The sequence below is a fragment of the Natronospira proteinivora genome (assembly GCF_024170465.1).
Lineage (GTDB): Bacteria > Pseudomonadota > Gammaproteobacteria > Natronospirales > Natronospiraceae > Natronospira > Natronospira proteinivora.
Window position 1 is genome coordinate 1 of record NZ_JALJYF010000004.1, and the last position, 15,699, is coordinate 15,699.

The following is a 15,699-nucleotide window of genomic DNA, read 5'->3' on the forward strand; positions in this document are numbered from 1 at the left end:
CAGCGCCGCCGTCAGCGTCGTCTTACCATGGTCAACGTGACCAATCGTTCCCACGTTTACGTGCGGCTTTGTTCTTTCAAACTTTTCCTTGGACACGGTTTACACCTCAACTCTGAATGATTGACAAGAATTCAGTGGATCAAGAAGCCTTCTTGATCAGCTCTTCGGCGATGCTCGACGGGGCTTCCTCGTAATGAGAGAACTCCATCGTATAGCTCGCGCGGCCCTGGGTCGCGGAACGAAGATCGGTTGCATAACCAAACATCTCCGCCAGCGGCACATCGGCGCGCAGCAGCTTGCCAGCCGGTACGTCTTCCATGGCCTTCACGGTGCCACGTCGACGGCTCATATCACCCATGACATCGCCCATATAATCCTCGGGCGTCACCACCTCAACCTTCATGGTGGGCTCCAGCAGAACCGGCGTTGCCTTCTTCGCACCTTCCTTGAAGGCCATGGAGCCGGCGATCTTGAAGGCCATCTCATTGGAGTCAACATCATGGTAGGACCCGTCATACAGGGTCACCTTCACGTCGACCACCGGATAGCCGGCAATAACGCCATTTTCCATCTGCTCCTGGATACCCTTATCCACGGAGGGGATGTATTCCTTGGGCACGACACCGCCAACAATCTTGTTGACGAATTCGTAACCGGCCCCGGCCTCCTGGGGCTCGATCTTGATATGCACATGGCCGTACTGACCGCGGCCACCGGACTGGCGAACAAACTTGCCTTCCTGCTGCACTGCCTGCTTGATGGTCTCGCGGTAGGCCACCTGCGGGTTACCCACATTGGCTTCGACCTTAAACTCACGCAGCATGCGGTCGACAATGATATCCAGGTGGAGCTCGCCCATGCCGGAAATAATGGTCTGGCCGGATTCTTCGTCGGTCCGAACCTGGAAAGAGGGATCTTCCTGGGCCAATTTGCTCAGGGCAGTACCCATCTTTTCCTGATCGGCCTTGGACTTGGGCTCCACGGCCACGGCGATCACCGGATCCGGGAACTCCATGCGCTCCAGGGTGATGACATTGTCCTTGTCACAAAGGGTGTCACCGGTGGTGACATCTTTCAAACCCACCGCGGCGGCGATATCACCGGCACGCACTTCCTTGATCTCTTCACGATTATTGGAGTGCATCTGCAGCAGTCGCCCGATCCGCTCCCGTTTGGACTTCACCGGGTTCAGGATCTGATCACCCGACTTCAGCACGCCGGAGTAGCAGCGGAAGAAGGTCAGGTTACCCACGAAGGGATCAGTGGCGATCTTGAACGCCAGGGCGGAGAAGGGCTCGTCATCCTTGGGCAGACGCTTGGCCGGGGTGTCCTTGCCATCGTCCAGCATGCCTTCAACCGGGGGCACGTCCACCGGGGAGGGCATGTATTCGATCACCGCATCCAACAGGGCCTGCACGCCCTTGTTCTTAAAGGCGGTGCCGCACATGGCCAGCACGATCTCATTGTTGATGGTACGGGTGCGCAGACCGGCACGAATCTCGTCCTCGGTCAAATCTTCGCCGCCCACGTACTTTTCCATGAGCTCTTCGGAAGACTCGGCCGCAGCCTCCACCATTTCCTCACGATACTTCTCGGCCTCGGCTCTGAGGTTTTCCGGGATCTCGCGAAGCTCATAGGTGGTACCCATGTTGCCCTCGTCCCAGTGCACGGCCTTCATCTTGATAAGGTCAATGACCCCTTCGAAGGCATCTTCGGCACCGATGGGCAGCTGAATCGGCACCGGGAAGGCGCCCAGCCGGGACTTGATCTGACCGACCACGCGCAGGAAGTCGGCACCGGCCCGGTCCATCTTGTTCACGAAGGCCATGCGGGGCACTTCGTATTTGTTGGCCTGACGCCAAACCGTTTCGGACTGGGGCTCGACACCGCCCACCGCACAGAACACGGCCACCGCGCCATCCAGGACCCGCAGGGAACGCTCCACCTCAATGGTGAAATCCACGTGACCAGGGGTATCAATGATATTGATCCGGTGCTGGTCATACTGCTGATCCATACCCTGCCAGAAGGTGGTGGTGGCAGCAGAGGTGATGGTAATACCACGCTCCTGCTCCTGCTCCATCCAGTCCATCACGGCAGCACCGTCATGGACCTCACCGATCTTGTGAGAGATCCCGGTGTAGAACAGGACGCGCTCAGTGGTCGTAGTCTTACCGGCATCGATGTGCGCCATGATGCCGATATTCCGATAGCGCTCAATTGGGGTCTTGCGTGGCACGGGACAAACCTCTATATCTCAACAAAAATGAATTTACCAGCGGAAGTGGGAGAAAGCCTTGTTGGCTTCCGCCATGCGATGCACGTCTTCGCGCTTGCGCACGGCCGCTCCGCGATTCTCCGAGGCTTCCATCAGCTCGCCCGCCAGCCGCTCGGCCATGGACTTCTCGCTGCGGGCCCGGGCGGCGTCGATGGTCCAGCGCATGGCCAGGGCCATCTGACGCACCGGACGCACTTCCACCGGAACCTGGTAGGTGGCACCGCCGACTCGACGGGACTTCACCTCCACTATGGGCCGGACATTCTCAAGCGCCGTTTCCAGCAACTCGAGGGGATCCTCTGCACCCTTTTTCTCCGTAACCCGGTCGATGGCGCCGTAGACGACGCTTTCGGCGACGGACTTCTTGCCGTCCACCATGACCATGTTGACGAACTTAGCCAGCAATTCACTGCCGAACTTGGGATCCGGAAGGACGTGGCGCTTGGGAACTTCTCTTCTTCTGGGCATGACTTCCTACCTGGCGTCAAATACCTGGGATGATCAAGACTTGGGCTTCTTCGCACCGTATTTGGAGCGACCCTGTCGGCGGTCATTCACGCCGGCGCAGTCAAGCGCCCCGCGAACCGTGTGGTAGCGCACACCGGGCAAATCCTTTACACGACCGCCACGAATCAGGACCACGGAGTGTTCCTGAAGATTGTGGCCTTCGCCGCCGATGTAGCTACTGACTTCATAACCATTAGTGAGGCGCACACGCGCCACTTTCCGAAGGGCCGAGTTCGGCTTCTTCGGGGTGGTGGTGTAAACGCGAGTGCAGACGCCCCGCTTCTGAGGGGAGGCCTGCAGCGCGGGCACATCACTCTTTTCAACAGGCCGCTTCCGCGGCTTGCGCACGAGCTGATTGATAGTCGTCATACGATCTCTCTCTCTGATCGAATCTCCGGCCCCAAGCGGATAAAACGGACAGGCAAAACGGGCCCGCCTCGACGAGCCCGTCCCCTTGGAGCCAAAGGCCCCCGCCGGTGGCGGGGGCCAAGAAAGCCTGAGTTAAGGGCGGGAATTCTAAGTAGACCGGCGACCCCTGTCAAGCCATGGGGCCGCCGAACCGGGAAAAACCACCGAAAACTCACTCTTCGTTGCCGGACTCCGATGATTCACCACCACTCTCCGCACCCTGAGTGGAACCCTCGGGTGCCTCACCGCCGCTCTCAGTGGCCGACATGGCCTCGGAAAGCTCGGCCACCATGGCATCTTCTGCCTGGTGACGTTTACGGCGGCGCTCCTTATGGTAGGCGAGACCGGAACCGGCCGGAATCAGGCGACCCACGATCACGTTCTCCTTCAAGCCGCGCAGATCATCCCGCGCCCCACGCACGGCGGCCTCGGTCAGCACCCGCGTGGTTTCCTGGAAGGAAGCGGCGGAAATGAAGGACTCAGTGGCCAGGGAAGCCTTGGTGATGCCCAGCAACACCCGCTCGAATCGAGCCGGCATCTTGCCCTCGGCCTCCAACTCCTCATTGGCCTCCATGACCCGGGCCTCCTCGGCCTGTTCGCCACGCAGATAGGTGCTGTCACCGGAATCGCTGATCTCCACCTTGCGCAGCATTTGGCGCACGATCACCTCGATGTGCTTGTCATTGATCTTCACACCCTGGAGGCGATAGACGTCCTGGATCTCCTGCACCAGATAGTTGGTCAGTTCCTTGGTACCCAGCAAGCGCAGGATGTCATGGGGATTGGGCTCGCCATCCGCCACCACTTCACCCCGGACCACATGCTCCCCCTCGAACACGTTGATCTGGCGCCACTTGGGAATCAGGAGCTCGTGGTTCTCACCATCTTCATCGGTGATCACCAGGCGGTTCTTGCCCTTGGTCTCCTTGCCGAAGGACACCGTACCGGTGTATTCGGCCATGATAGAGGCCTCTTTGGGACGACGAGCCTCGAACAGATCCGCCACCCGGGGAAGACCACCGGTGATGTCACGGGTCTTTCCGGACTCCTGAGGAATACGGGCCAGCACATCACCCACATCCACATCAGCACCGTCGTCCACGCTCACAATGGCCCCACCCGGCAGGGCGTAGGCGGCGGGAATCTCGGTGCCCGGGATATTGATGTCCTTGCCCTGATCATCCACCAGGCGAATCATGGGCCGCATGTCCTTGGCCTGCTGACTGCGCTGTTTCGGATCAATCACCACGGTGCTGGTCAGACCGGTGACTTCATCGGTCTCCCGATCCACGGTCATGCCTTCGATGAAGTCCTTGAATACCAGCTTACCCTTCACCTCGGTGACGATGGGATGGGTATGGGGATCCCACTCGGCAACAATATCACCGCCCTTGACGTCTTCACCGTCATCGAAGCGAAGCGCCGCCCCATAGGGCACCTTGTAACGCTCACGCTCCCGGCCGTAACTATCCGCAATGGCGATTTCGCCGGAGCGGGAAATCGCCACCAGGTGACCGTCCCGATGCTTGACCGTCTTGAGATTCTCCAAGCGAACCGAACCGTCGCCCTTGACCTCTACATTACTCACGGCCACCGCACGGGAGGCGGCGCCCCCAATGTGGAAGGTCCGCATGGTCAGCTGGGTACCCGGCTCACCGATGGACTGGGCAGCGATCACACCCACTGCCTCGCCCTCGTTCACCTCGTGACCGCGGGCCAGATCCCGACCATAGCACTTGGCGCAAACCCCGTAGCGGGTCTCGCAGGCAATGGGAGAGCGAACCAGCACGGAATCCACGCCCATGCTCTCCAGCAGGTCCACCTTCTTTTCGTCCAGCATTTCATTGCGATCGAAAAGCACTTCATCGGTGCCCGGCTTGTAGACCGGCTCGGCCAGATTACGGCCCAGCACCCGCTCCTTGAGGGATTCCACCACATCGCCACCTTCGACGATGGGACGCATCTCCAGACCGTCCTCGGTGCCGCAATCTTCCTCGATAACCACCAGATCCTGGGACACATCCACCAGGCGGCGGGTTAGGTAACCGGAGTTGGCCGTCTTAAGTGCGGTATCCGCCAAGCCCTTACGGGCCCCGTGAGTGGAGATGAAGTACTGAAGCACGTTCAACCCTTCACGGAAGTTAGCCGTAATGGGCGTCTCGATGATGCTGCCGTCCGGCTTGGCCATCAGGCCCCGCATGCCGGCCAGCTGACGAATCTGGGCCGCGGAACCACGGGCGCCGGAGTCGGCCATCATGTAGATGGAATTGAAGCTTTCCTGCTTGACCGTGTTGCCTTCGGCATCAATCACATCTTCCGCACCCAGCTGATCCATCATCACCTTGGCAACCTGCTCGTTGGTGCGGGACCAGATATCGACAACCTTATTGTAACGTTCCCCCTGGGTTACCAGGCCGGACGCATACTGATCCTCGATCTCCTTCACTTCCGACTCGGCACGGGCCAGAATCTCTTCCTTCTCCGGCGGCACCACCATGTCATCGGCACCAATGGAAACGCCAGCCCGGCTTGCATAGGTGAAGCCGATGTACATAACCTGGTCCGCGAAAACCACCGTTTCCTTCAAGCCTACTTCGCGATAGCAGGCGTTGATGACGGCGCCGATCGACTTTTTGTCCAGCGCCTTGTTCAAGAGCTCGAAGGGCAGGCCTTCCGGAAGGATCTCGGAAAGCAGGGCCCGACCCACCGTGGTCTCCAGGAGTCGCAGGCGCTTGGTCAGCGAGCCGCCCTCGGCCTGCTCATAATCCGGCACCCGCACCCTGACCTTCGCTTGCAGGTCCACGTGACCGCCGTGGTACGCCCGGTGCACCTCGGCCACGTCGGTGAAGACCATGCCTTCACCCTTGGCATTCACCCGTTCCCGAGTCATGTAATACAGACCCAGCACCACATCCTGCGAGGGATTGATGATGGGCTCACCGGAGGCAGGAGACAGGATGTTGTTGGACGCCATCATCAGCGCCCGGGCTTCAAGCTGGGCTTCCAGGGACAGCGGTACGTGCACTGCCATCTGATCGCCATCAAAATCGGCGTTATAGGCGGTGCAAACCAGGGGGTGCAGCTGAATGGCCTTGCCTTCAATCAGCACCGGCTCAAAGGCCTGAATCCCCAGACGGTGAAGGGTGGGCGCCCGGTTCAACATCACCGGATGCTCACGAATCACTTCTTCCAGGATATCCCAGACCTCGGGGCCTTCCTTCTCCACCATCTTCTTGGCGGCCTTGATGGTGGTGGCCATGCCGCGAAGCTGCAGCTTGGAGAAGATGAAGGGCTTGAACAGTTCCAGGGCCATCTTCTTGGGAATGCCGCACTGGTGCAGCTTCAGGGTCGGGCCCACCACGATCACGGAACGACCGGAGTAGTCCACCCGCTTGCCCAGAAGGTTTTGCCGGAAACGGCCCTGCTTGCCCTTGATCATGTCCGCCAGGGACTTGAGCGGGCGCTTGTTGGAGCCGGTGATGGCCCGGCCACGACGGCCGTTATCCAACAGGGCGTCCACCGACTCCTGCAGCATGCGCTTTTCGTTGCGGACGATGATGTCCGGCGCATTGAGCTCCAGCAGGCGCTTGAGGCGGTTATTCCGGTTAATTACCCGGCGATAGAGATCATTCAGATCAGAGGTGGCAAAGCGGCCACCGTCCAGCGGCACCAGCGGGCGCAGATCCGGCGGCAACACCGGCAGGGCCTCCATCACCATCCACTCCGGCTTATTGCCGGATTCGTGGAAGGATTCCATGATCTTGAGCCGCTTGGACAGGCGCTTGATCTTGGATTCGGAGTTGGTGGCCTTAATGTCTTCCCGCAGGGAGGTAATCTCCGCTTCCAGGTCGATGGACTTGAGCATCTCGGCCACGGCCTCGGCACCCATGCGGGCGTCAAAATCATCACCGTGCTCTTCGATGGCCTCCAGATAGGCCTCGTCGGAAAGCAGCTGACCCCGCTCCAGCGGCGTCATGCCCGGGTCCACCACCACGAATGCCTCGAAATAAAGGACCCGCTCGATTTCCCGCAGGGTCATGTCCAGCATCAAACCGATACGGGATGGCAGGGACTTGAGGAACCAGATATGGGCCACGGGACTGGCCAGTTCCAAGTGCCCCATGCGCTCACGGCGAACCTTGGACAGGGTCACCTCGACGCCACACTTCTCACACACCACACCGCGGTGCTTGAGGCGCTTGTACTTGCCACAAAGGCATTCGTAATCCTTCACCGGGCCAAAAATCTTGGCACAGAACAGCCCGTCCCGTTCCGGCTTGAAGGTACGATAATTGATGGTCTCGGGCTTTTTCACTTCCCCGAAAGACCACGACCGGATCATGTCCGGAGATGCCAGGGCGATGCGAATGGCATCGAAATCTTCAACCTGGCCTTGTTGCTTAAGCAGTCTCAGTAGATCTTTCATGCTGTCTCCCGCCTCGTGCAGGCTCGAGCCCTGATTCAACTTGAAGGGTCGGCCCCATGATATTCATGGGGCCGTCGCCATCAGTCCTGTTCCAGTTCGATGTTGATACCCAGCGAACGGATCTCCTTGACCAGCACATTGAAGGACTCGGGCATACCGGCCTCCATGCGCAGGTCGCCGTCCACGATGTTTTTATACATCTTGGTCCGGCCATTCACGTCATCCGACTTCACGGTGAGCATCTCCTGGAGGGTGTAGGCAGCGCCATATGCTTCAAGCGCCCAAACCTCCATCTCACCGAAACGCTGACCACCGAACTGGGCCTTGCCACCCAGCGGCTGCTGTGTGACCAGGCTGTAGGGGCCGGTGGAACGGGCATGCATCTTGTCATCCGCCAAGTGATTCAGCTTCAGCATGTGCATGTAGCCAACGGTAATCGGCCGATCGAAGGACTCCCCGGTGCGACCATCATAAAGCGTGGTCTGACCACTTTCCGGGAGACCCGCCAGCTTGAGCAGATTCTTGATCTCGGCCTCGTTGGCGCCATCAAAGACCGGCGTCCCCATGGGCACCCCATCACACAGGTTGTCACAGAGCTCCAGGATCTCATCGTCGGTGAGCGAGTCCAGATCCGCAGGCTGACCACCTGACTGATTGTAGATCTTGTCGAGAAAGTCACGCAGCTCCTTGACCTTGGCTTGGCGCTCCAGCATTTCACCGATACGCTCACCCAGGCCCTTGGCCGCCCAACCCAAATGGGTCTCCAGAATCTGACCGATGTTCATCCGTGAAGGCACGCCCAGCGGCGAGAGCACCACATCGATGGGCTCGCCCCGCTCGTCATAGGGCATGTCCTCCACCGGAACGATCATGGACACCACACCCTTGTTACCGTGACGACCGGCCAGCTTGTCCCCCGGCTGGAAGCGACGTTTCACGGCCAGGTAAATCTTGACCATCTTGAGCACACCCGGCGCCAGATCGTCCCCGGCAGTGATTTTGTTCTTCTTGTCCTCGAAGTAGCGATCGAACTCTTCGTTCTGCTCCTTGAGACGACGGGCCATTTTCTCCAGCTGAGCATTGGCGTCGTCATTGCGCAAACGAATCTCGAACCACTTCTCCTGGGGCACATCCGCCAGATAGGAAGCTGTCACCTTGGCACCGGCCTTCAGACCCTTGGGACCACCTTCGGCCACCTTGCCTTCCAACAGTTTCTCCACCCGGGAGAAAATATCGTTTTCCAGGATTCGGCGACGGTCCCGGATGTCCTTGCGGACCGCATCCAGCTCCGCCTTTTCAATGGCCAGGGCCCGCTCATCCTTCTCCACCCCGTCCCGGGTGAAGACGCGCACATCGATGACGTTGCCATCCATGCCTTGGGGCACCCGCAGGGACGTGTCCTTCACGTCCGAAGCCTTCTCACCGAAGATGGCCCGCAGGAGCTTCTCTTCCGGTGTCAGCTGGGTCTCGCCCTTGGGCGTCACCTTGCCCACCAGAATGTCACCGGCCCGAACCTCGGCGCCGATATAGGCGATACCGGACTCATCCAGCTTGGACAGAGCGGCTTCGCTCACATTGGGAATATCACTGGTAATTTCCTCGGAACCCAGCTTGGTGTCCCGGGCCACACAGGTCAGCTCCTCAATGTGAACGGTGGTGAAACGGTCTTCCTGCACCACCCGCTCGGAGATGAGGATGGAATCCTCGAAGTTGTAACCGTGCCAGGGCATGAAGGCCACGCGGAAGTTCTGGCCCAGGGCCAGTTCACCCATATCGGTGGAAGCACCATCGGCCAGCACATCGCCCCGGGAGATCTTGTCCCCCTGGCTCACCAGCGGACGCTGGTTGTAGCAGGTATTCTGGTTGGAACGGGTGTACTTGATGAGGTTGTAGATATCCACACCGGCTTCATCGTCACCGGCTTCATCATCGCTCACACGAACCACCACACGGCTGGCATCCACATAGTCCACCACGCCGCCACGGCGGGCCACCACACAGACACCGGAATCCTTGGCCACCAGACGTTCCATGCCGGTGCCCACCAAGGGCTTCTGGGTCTTGAGGTTGGGCACCGCCTGGCGCTGCATGTTGGAACCCATCAGGGCACGGTTGGCGTCATCGTGCTCCAGGAAGGGCAACAGGGCCGCCGCCACGGACACTGTCTGCTTGGGCGAGACGTCCATGTACTGCACCCGGTCCGGGGTGGACATGCTGAACTCACCCTGGTGACGACAGGAGATCAGGTCATCCACGAACTGATGCTTGTCATCCAAACGGGCGTTGGCCTGGGCAATCACGTAACGGCCTTCCTCAATGGCCGAGAGGTATTCTACCGTCTCGGTCACACGGCCGTTTTCCACCTTGCGGTAAGGGGTTTCCAGGAAACCGTACTCATTGGTCCGGGCATACACGGACAAGGAGTTGATCAGGCCAATATTCGGCCCTTCCGGCGTCTCAATGGGACAAACCCGACCGTAATGGGTGGGGTGCACGTCACGAACCTCGAAACCGGCCCGCTCACGGGTCAGGCCACCCGGCCCCAGGGCGGACACCCGGCGCTTATGGGTCACCTCGGACAGCGGGTTGTTCTGGTCCATGAACTGGGACAGCTGGGAGGAGCCAAAGAACTCCTTGACCGCGGCCGCCACCGGCTTGGCGTTAATCAGCTCCTGGGGCATCAGGCCCTCGGAGTCGGCCAGGGCCAGGCGCTCACGCACGGCCCGCTCCACCCGGACCAGGCCGATACGGAAGGCATTCTCGGCCATCTCGCCCACACTGCGAACGCGACGGTTACCCAGATGGTCGATGTCATCGGTGGAACCGTTACCGTTGCGGATGTCGATGAGTACCCGGAGCACGTCCAGGATATCGGACTGATCGCCCTGCTCTTCCACCAGCTTGGCAGCGTCATCGCTTTTCAGGCTCTCGAAATAGCGCTTGTCATAGAGAATGCCGGGCCCCTTCACATCGTCGCGAATCAGGCGACGATTGAACTTCATCCGACCCACCGGGCTGAGATCGTAGCGGTCGTCAGTGAAGAACAGGTTGTGGAACAGGTTTTCCGCCGCATCCTTGGTGGGCGGTTCGCCCGGACGCATCATGCGGTAGATTTCCACCAGGGCTTCAAGCTGGGTCTTGGTGGGATCAATCCGCAGGGTATTGGACATGTAAGGACCGTGGTCCAGATCGTTCACGTACAGGGTCTGAACTTCCTTGACCCCGGCTTCCACGATCTGGACAACCCGCTCTTCGGTGAGCTCGTCATTGGCCTTGGCAATCAGTTCCCCGGTATTGGGATCGGCCACATCAGTGGCCAGGATTTTGCCTTCCAGATAGCTCTGGGGCACTACCAGGGACTTGATTTCGGCCTTTTCCAGCTGACGGATGTGGCGAGCCGTGACACGACGACCCTGTTCCACCACCACCTTGCCCTTGGCCTTGATGTCAAAGGCAGCGGTTTCACCTCGAAGGCGATCCGGCACCAGATCCAGCTTCACCTCGCTCTTGGTGAAACGGAAGACATTCTTCTCGAAGAAGATGTCCAGGATCTCCTGGTCGGTATAACCCAGCGCCCGCAGCACGATGGTCGCCGGCAGCTTGCGGCGACGGTCAATACGGACGTAGATGGAATCCTTGGGATCAAACTCGAAATCCAGCCAGGAACCCCGATAGGGGATCACCCGGGCCGAATAGAGCACCTTCCCGGAGGAATGGGTCTTGCCCTTGTCATGATCGAAAAATACGCCCGGGGAACGGTGAAGCTGGTTCACGATCACCCGCTCGGTGCCATTGATGACAAAGGTCCCGGTGTCGGTCATGAGCGGCATTTCGCCCATGTAGACTTCCTGCTCACGGACATCCTTGACCCGTGGCTTCTTTGCCGGTGCATCCTTGTCGTAGATCACCAGGCGAACGAGCACGCGCAGCGGCGCCGCGTAGGTCAAGCCGCGCAGCTTGCACTCGTTCACATCGAATACGGGATCACCGAGGCGATAATTCACATATTCAAGCGCAGCATTCCCGGAATAACTACTTATGGGAAAGACTGACTGAAAAGCGCCCTGGAGGCCAACCTCCTCGCGCTTGTCACTCTTCTTGTTCAGTTGGAGAAATTGACGAAAAGAATCCAACTGGGTCTGGAGCAAAAACGGGGCTTCCAGCACAGCGGGACTCTTGGCGAAATCCTTGCGGATGCGCTTCTTCTCGGTGAAAGAATAGGCCATCTGGGGTATCCTCAGCGCGTTCGGACTGCCGTTAATTCAATTGCGGACATGCCGCGGGAAAAATCATCTTGCGGTCGCTCCCCGAGCATCCTCGACACTCGGGGACGACAAAAACAGGGACAGGCCGGCAGCCTTTCAGCCACCAGCCCGTACCCTGTTAGGCGCTTCACTGCGCGAGCAGCAATTACTTGAGCTCGATCTCGGCGCCTGCTTCTTCCAGGTCCTTCTTGATCTTTTCGGCTTCTTCCTTCTCCGCACCTTCTTTGATGGGAGTCGGAGCACCTTCCACCGCTTCCTTAGCCTCTTTCAGGCCCAGGCCGGTGACGCCACGAACAGCCTTAATGACGGCGACCTTGTTGGAGCCGAAGCTCTTCAGGATCACGTCAAATTCGGTCTGCTCTTCAGCGGCTTCAGCTTCACCACCACCAGCGGCGGGGGCAGCAGCCACAGCAGCGGCGGCGGAAACGCCAAACTTCTCTTCCATTTCCGAAATAAGGTCCACGACCTCCATGACGGTCATGTTGGAAATAGTCTCGAGAATATCTTCTTTCGAAACAGCCATTTTGCTACTCCAATTCTTTTCTGAAAGTTACCCGAGTGCGTACACACCCGTTGATTATTGATCCACCGATTTCTTAGCCGGCTTCCTTCTGATCCCGATAGGCGGCAAAGGTCCGGACCAACTTGGCGTGGGGCTCGTTGAGCGTCCGCACGAACTTCTCGATGGGTGCTTTCATGACACTCATCAGCTGGGCCAGCGCTTCATCGCGCGTGGGCAGAGAAGCCAGACGATCCAGCTCAGACCCGGGCAGAGCCTGGCCACCGATGGCCACGATCTTGGCCTGGAGAAAATCATTCTCCTTGGCAAAGTCCTTGACCACACGACCGGCAGAACCGGGATCGTTCTGAGAAAAAGCCAGCAGCAGAGGACCCACCAAGGAGTCACTCATGCATTCGAACTCGGTGCCCTCAAGGGCTCGACGCGCGAGGTTGTTCTTGACCACTCGCAGATAGACACCGGCTTCACGGGCCTTGCCCCGAAGCTGGTTCATCTGCTCGACGGTCAGACCACGGTATTCCGCGGCGACGGCCGAATGGGCCTCCGCTGCAACCGCACTCACCTCGGCGACCATAGCCTTTTTAGCTTCAAACGTAAGGGCCACGGTTTCACCTCCTGGCAGCTTACCGTTCACAAATCGGACAATGGTCCCTCACCGTCCGCCGTTACAACGGTGACCTTCACCAGGGCATCCTGACTCGGGTAACACCGTCTGCGTGAGCTGATCTTTCGATCCATTAAGACGCCCCCTTTCGGCGGCCATCGCTCACGGTCTTTGACGCACCGGCCCAATAGGCCGGTTACCTCAAATTCCTACCAATCCTCAGACAGTCAAAGTCGCCTGATCCACCGCCACGCCCGGACCCATGGTCGAGGAGACGGTGACCTTCTGCATGTAGATACCCTTGGCCGCACTGGGCTTGGCCTTGGTGAGATCATGCAGCAGGGCGTTCAGGTTTTCCTTGAGCTTCTCGGATTCGAAATCCACCTTACCAATGGTGCAATGAATAATGCCGGACTTGTCTGTGCGATAACGCACCTGACCCGCCTTGGCATTCTTCACGGCAGTAGCCACGTCCGGGGTCACGGTACCCACCTTGGGGTTGGGCATGAGACCGCGGGGGCCGAGAATCTGGCCCAGCTGACCCACCACGCGCATGGCGTCGGGGCTGGCCACGACCACGTCAAAGTTCAGATTGCCCTTCTTCACCTCTTCGGCCAGATCTTCCATGCCGACGATATCGGCACCGGCTTCCTTGGCCGCGTCGGCATTAGCACCCTGGGTAAAGACGGCCACACGCACATCCTGGCCGGTGCCGTTGGGCAGCACAGTGGCGCCACGAACCACTTGGTCCGATTTACGCGGATCCACACCCAGGTTGACACTGACGTCAACCGACTCGCGGAACTTCACCGTGCTCAATTCCTTGATCATGGAAAATGCATCATCGGCCGGATACAGCTTGCCCGGCTCGACCTTTTCCCGGATCGCTTTCATTCTTTTGGTCAACTTCGCCATCTCAGAGACCCTCCACTTCCAGACCCATGCTGCGAGCACTGCCTGCAATAATCTTCACCGCCTGGTCCATATTAAAGGCGTTGAGATCGGGCATTTTGGTCTTGGCAATTTCCTCGACCTGCTCGCGCGTCACCGTACCCACCTTCTGTGTATTGGGCGTGGCACTACCGGACTTGATACCGGCAGCCTTCTTGAGAAGGATGGCGGCGGGCGGCGTCTTGGTGATGAAGTTGAAGCTACGGTCACTATAGACCGTAATCACCACCGGCGTGGGCAAGCCCTGCTCGATATTCTGCGTGGCAGCGTTGAATGCCTTGCAGAACTCCATGATGTTCACGCCATGCTGACCCAGCGCGGGCCCCACGGGCGGACTCGGATTGGCCTGACCGGCCGGAATCTGAAGCTTGATATAGCCTTCGACTTTCTTGGCCATGATTGTTTTCTCCTCTGGGTACCGCCGGGCCTCTCCTCGCCCGAACTAACGCCTCTCGGCTCCCCGGTTCGATGAACACCCCCGAATCCACGACGGAAACGGGGGCGGGACAGCGGGCCTCCTGCCCGCCGCTTCTTGATTCAGGCTTTCTCGACTTGACCGAATTCCAGCTCCACCGGCGTGGACCGGCCAAAAATCAGCACGGCCACCCGCAGACGGCTCTTCTCGTAATTGACCTCTTCCACCACGCCATTAAAGTCGGTGAAGGGACCATCGGTGACGCGGACCATCTCGCCGGGCTCGAACAGAACCTTGGGCTTGGGCTTCTCCGCACCTTCCTGCACCCGATTGAGAATCTGCTCGGCTTCCCGATCGGAAATCGGTGACGGACGATCACTGGAACCGCCAATGAAACCCATGATTTTGGGCACACTCTTCACCAGGTGCCAGGTATCGTCATTGAGCTCCATATGCACCAGGACATAGCCCGGGAAGAACTTCCGCTCACTACGGCGCTTCTGGCCGGAGCGCATCTCAATCACTTCCTCAGTGGGCACCAGGATTTCGCCAAAGAAATCCTCCATGCCGCCGTGACGAACCCGGTCCTCCAGCGAGCGCTTGACCTGGTGCTCAAACCCGGAATAAGCGTGCAAGACATACCACCGCTTGGCCATGATCAACCCCCCGGACTGGTGATATGGCCGGCACCCCAGGCCAGCAGCATGTCAATCAACCAGAGGAAGATGGCCAGCAGGGTCACCATCACCAGGACCGCGATCGTGGTCTGGGTGGTTTCCTGCCGATTGGGCCACACCACCTTGCGCACCTCAAACCAGGAAGTGCGGCCAAAGCCCCATAGCTGACGGCCCTGAGTGGACTGAACCGCCACCAGGGCACCGATAATCATCAGCGCCAACAATCCCAGCCAGCGAACCACCGCGGGCTGATCACCGAAGTAATAGAAGGCAAAGATGCCAGACAAGGCGATGGATGCACCCAAAAGAAGCTTGAGGGTGTCAACACCACTGGTTTGTACTTCCGGTTTCCCGCTCATTCGAAAATAAATCCTTCGAAACGCACGAGCCGACTGACGAACAAAACGTCAGCCGGGCCCGGGTGTTGTATATGGCAGGCCAGGAGGGACTCGAACCCCCAACCTGCGGTTTTGGAGACCGCTGCTCTGCCAATTGAGCTACTGGCCTAGAAACTCACCGCCCGCTCCGAACACCGGAACGGGCGGCTTACTACTACTTAGTCAAGGATCTTGGAGACCACGCCGGCGCCCACGGTACGACCGCCTTCGCGAATAGCGAAGCGCAGACCGTCTTCCATGGCGATGGGGG

At 59.2% G+C, this 15,699-nt stretch carries 13 protein-coding genes and 1 tRNA gene; all 14 read right to left on the bottom strand.

The window, feature by feature from the left end; all coding sequences use genetic code 11:
• A partial coding sequence (locus J2T60_RS13190; RefSeq protein ID WP_220348929.1) for a GTP-binding protein occupies window positions 1-96 on the bottom strand: 96 nt, incomplete at its 3' end.
• A gap of 43 nt (window positions 97-139) precedes the next feature.
• Complete coding sequence (gene fusA, locus J2T60_RS13195; RefSeq protein WP_253451312.1) at window positions 140-2,239, bottom strand: elongation factor G; 2,100 nt, start codon at window positions 2,237-2,239, stop codon at window positions 140-142.
• A 33-nt stretch (window positions 2,240-2,272) separates the two neighbouring features.
• A complete protein-coding gene (gene rpsG / locus J2T60_RS13200) occupies window positions 2,273-2,746 on the bottom strand; it encodes a 30S ribosomal protein S7 (RefSeq protein ID WP_253451315.1) in 474 nt (157 codons plus the stop codon).
• A gap of 33 nt (window positions 2,747-2,779) precedes the next feature.
• A complete protein-coding gene (gene rpsL, locus J2T60_RS13205; protein ID WP_253451319.1) occupies window positions 2,780-3,154 on the bottom strand; it encodes a 30S ribosomal protein S12 in 375 nt (124 codons plus the stop codon).
• A gap of 211 nt (window positions 3,155-3,365) precedes the next feature.
• Entirely contained in the window at window positions 3,366-7,619 is a 4,254-nt protein-coding gene (gene rpoC, locus J2T60_RS13210) for a DNA-directed RNA polymerase subunit beta' (RefSeq protein WP_253451322.1), read from the bottom strand.
• A gap of 80 nt (window positions 7,620-7,699) precedes the next feature.
• Complete coding sequence (rpoB, locus tag J2T60_RS13215) at window positions 7,700-11,845, bottom strand: DNA-directed RNA polymerase subunit beta (protein WP_253451325.1); 4,146 nt, start codon at window positions 11,843-11,845, stop codon at window positions 7,700-7,702.
• A 184-nt stretch (window positions 11,846-12,029) separates the two neighbouring features.
• Complete coding sequence (rplL, locus tag J2T60_RS13220; protein WP_253451328.1) at window positions 12,030-12,407, bottom strand: 50S ribosomal protein L7/L12; 378 nt, start codon at window positions 12,405-12,407, stop codon at window positions 12,030-12,032.
• Window positions 12,408-12,480: 73 nt separating this feature from the next.
• The gene (gene rplJ, locus J2T60_RS13225) at window positions 12,481-13,008 is read right to left on the bottom strand and encodes a 50S ribosomal protein L10 (RefSeq protein WP_253451331.1); all 528 of its coding nucleotides are present in this window, start codon (window positions 13,006-13,008) and stop codon (window positions 12,481-12,483) included.
• A gap of 219 nt (window positions 13,009-13,227) precedes the next feature.
• The gene (gene rplA / locus J2T60_RS13230; RefSeq protein WP_253451334.1) at window positions 13,228-13,923 is read right to left on the bottom strand and encodes a 50S ribosomal protein L1; all 696 of its coding nucleotides are present in this window, start codon (window positions 13,921-13,923) and stop codon (window positions 13,228-13,230) included.
• 1 nt (window position 13,924) lies between these two features.
• The gene (gene rplK / locus J2T60_RS13235; RefSeq protein ID WP_253451337.1) at window positions 13,925-14,356 is read right to left on the bottom strand and encodes a 50S ribosomal protein L11; all 432 of its coding nucleotides are present in this window, start codon (window positions 14,354-14,356) and stop codon (window positions 13,925-13,927) included.
• Between the two features lie 140 nt (window positions 14,357-14,496).
• Window positions 14,497-15,030, bottom strand: a complete 534-nt coding sequence (nusG, locus tag J2T60_RS13240) for a transcription termination/antitermination protein NusG (protein WP_253451340.1) — start codon at window positions 15,028-15,030, stop codon at window positions 14,497-14,499.
• 2 nt (window positions 15,031-15,032) lie between these two features.
• Entirely contained in the window at window positions 15,033-15,410 is a 378-nt protein-coding gene (gene secE / locus J2T60_RS13245; protein ID WP_253451343.1) for a preprotein translocase subunit SecE, read from the bottom strand.
• Between the two features lie 72 nt (window positions 15,411-15,482).
• Window positions 15,483-15,558 (bottom strand) — tRNA-Trp (locus J2T60_RS13250).
• Between the two features lie 49 nt (window positions 15,559-15,607).
• Window positions 15,608-15,699, bottom strand: a 92-nt coding sequence (locus J2T60_RS13255) for an EF-Tu C-terminal domain-related protein (protein ID WP_510184477.1), incomplete at its 5' end; no start/stop codon positions are given.

What these genes read in the sequence shown, in the direction of transcription:
- rpsL (WP_253451319.1), bottom strand. Translation starts at nt 3,154, where the DNA reads ATGACGACTATCAATCAGCTCGTGCGCAAGCCGCGGAAGCGGCCTGTT.
- secE (WP_253451343.1), bottom strand. Translation starts at nt 15,410, where the DNA reads ATGAGCGGGAAACCGGAAGTACAAACCAGTGGTGTTGACACCCTCAAG.
- rplL (WP_253451328.1), bottom strand. Translation starts at nt 12,407, where the DNA reads ATGGCTGTTTCGAAAGAAGATATTCTCGAGACTATTTCCAACATGACC.
- rpsG (WP_253451315.1), bottom strand. Translation starts at nt 2,746, where the DNA reads ATGCCCAGAAGAAGAGAAGTTCCCAAGCGCCACGTCCTTCCGGATCCC.
- rpoB (WP_253451325.1), bottom strand. Translation starts at nt 11,845, where the DNA reads ATGGCCTATTCTTTCACCGAGAAGAAGCGCATCCGCAAGGATTTCGCC.
- rplK (WP_253451337.1), bottom strand. Translation starts at nt 14,356, where the DNA reads ATGGCCAAGAAAGTCGAAGGCTATATCAAGCTTCAGATTCCGGCCGGT.
- nusG (WP_253451340.1), bottom strand. Translation starts at nt 15,030, where the DNA reads ATGGCCAAGCGGTGGTATGTCTTGCACGCTTATTCCGGGTTTGAGCAC.
- rpoC (WP_253451322.1), bottom strand. Translation starts at nt 7,619, where the DNA reads ATGAAAGATCTACTGAGACTGCTTAAGCAACAAGGCCAGGTTGAAGAT.
- rplA (WP_253451334.1), bottom strand. Translation starts at nt 13,923, where the DNA reads ATGGCGAAGTTGACCAAAAGAATGAAAGCGATCCGGGAAAAGGTCGAG.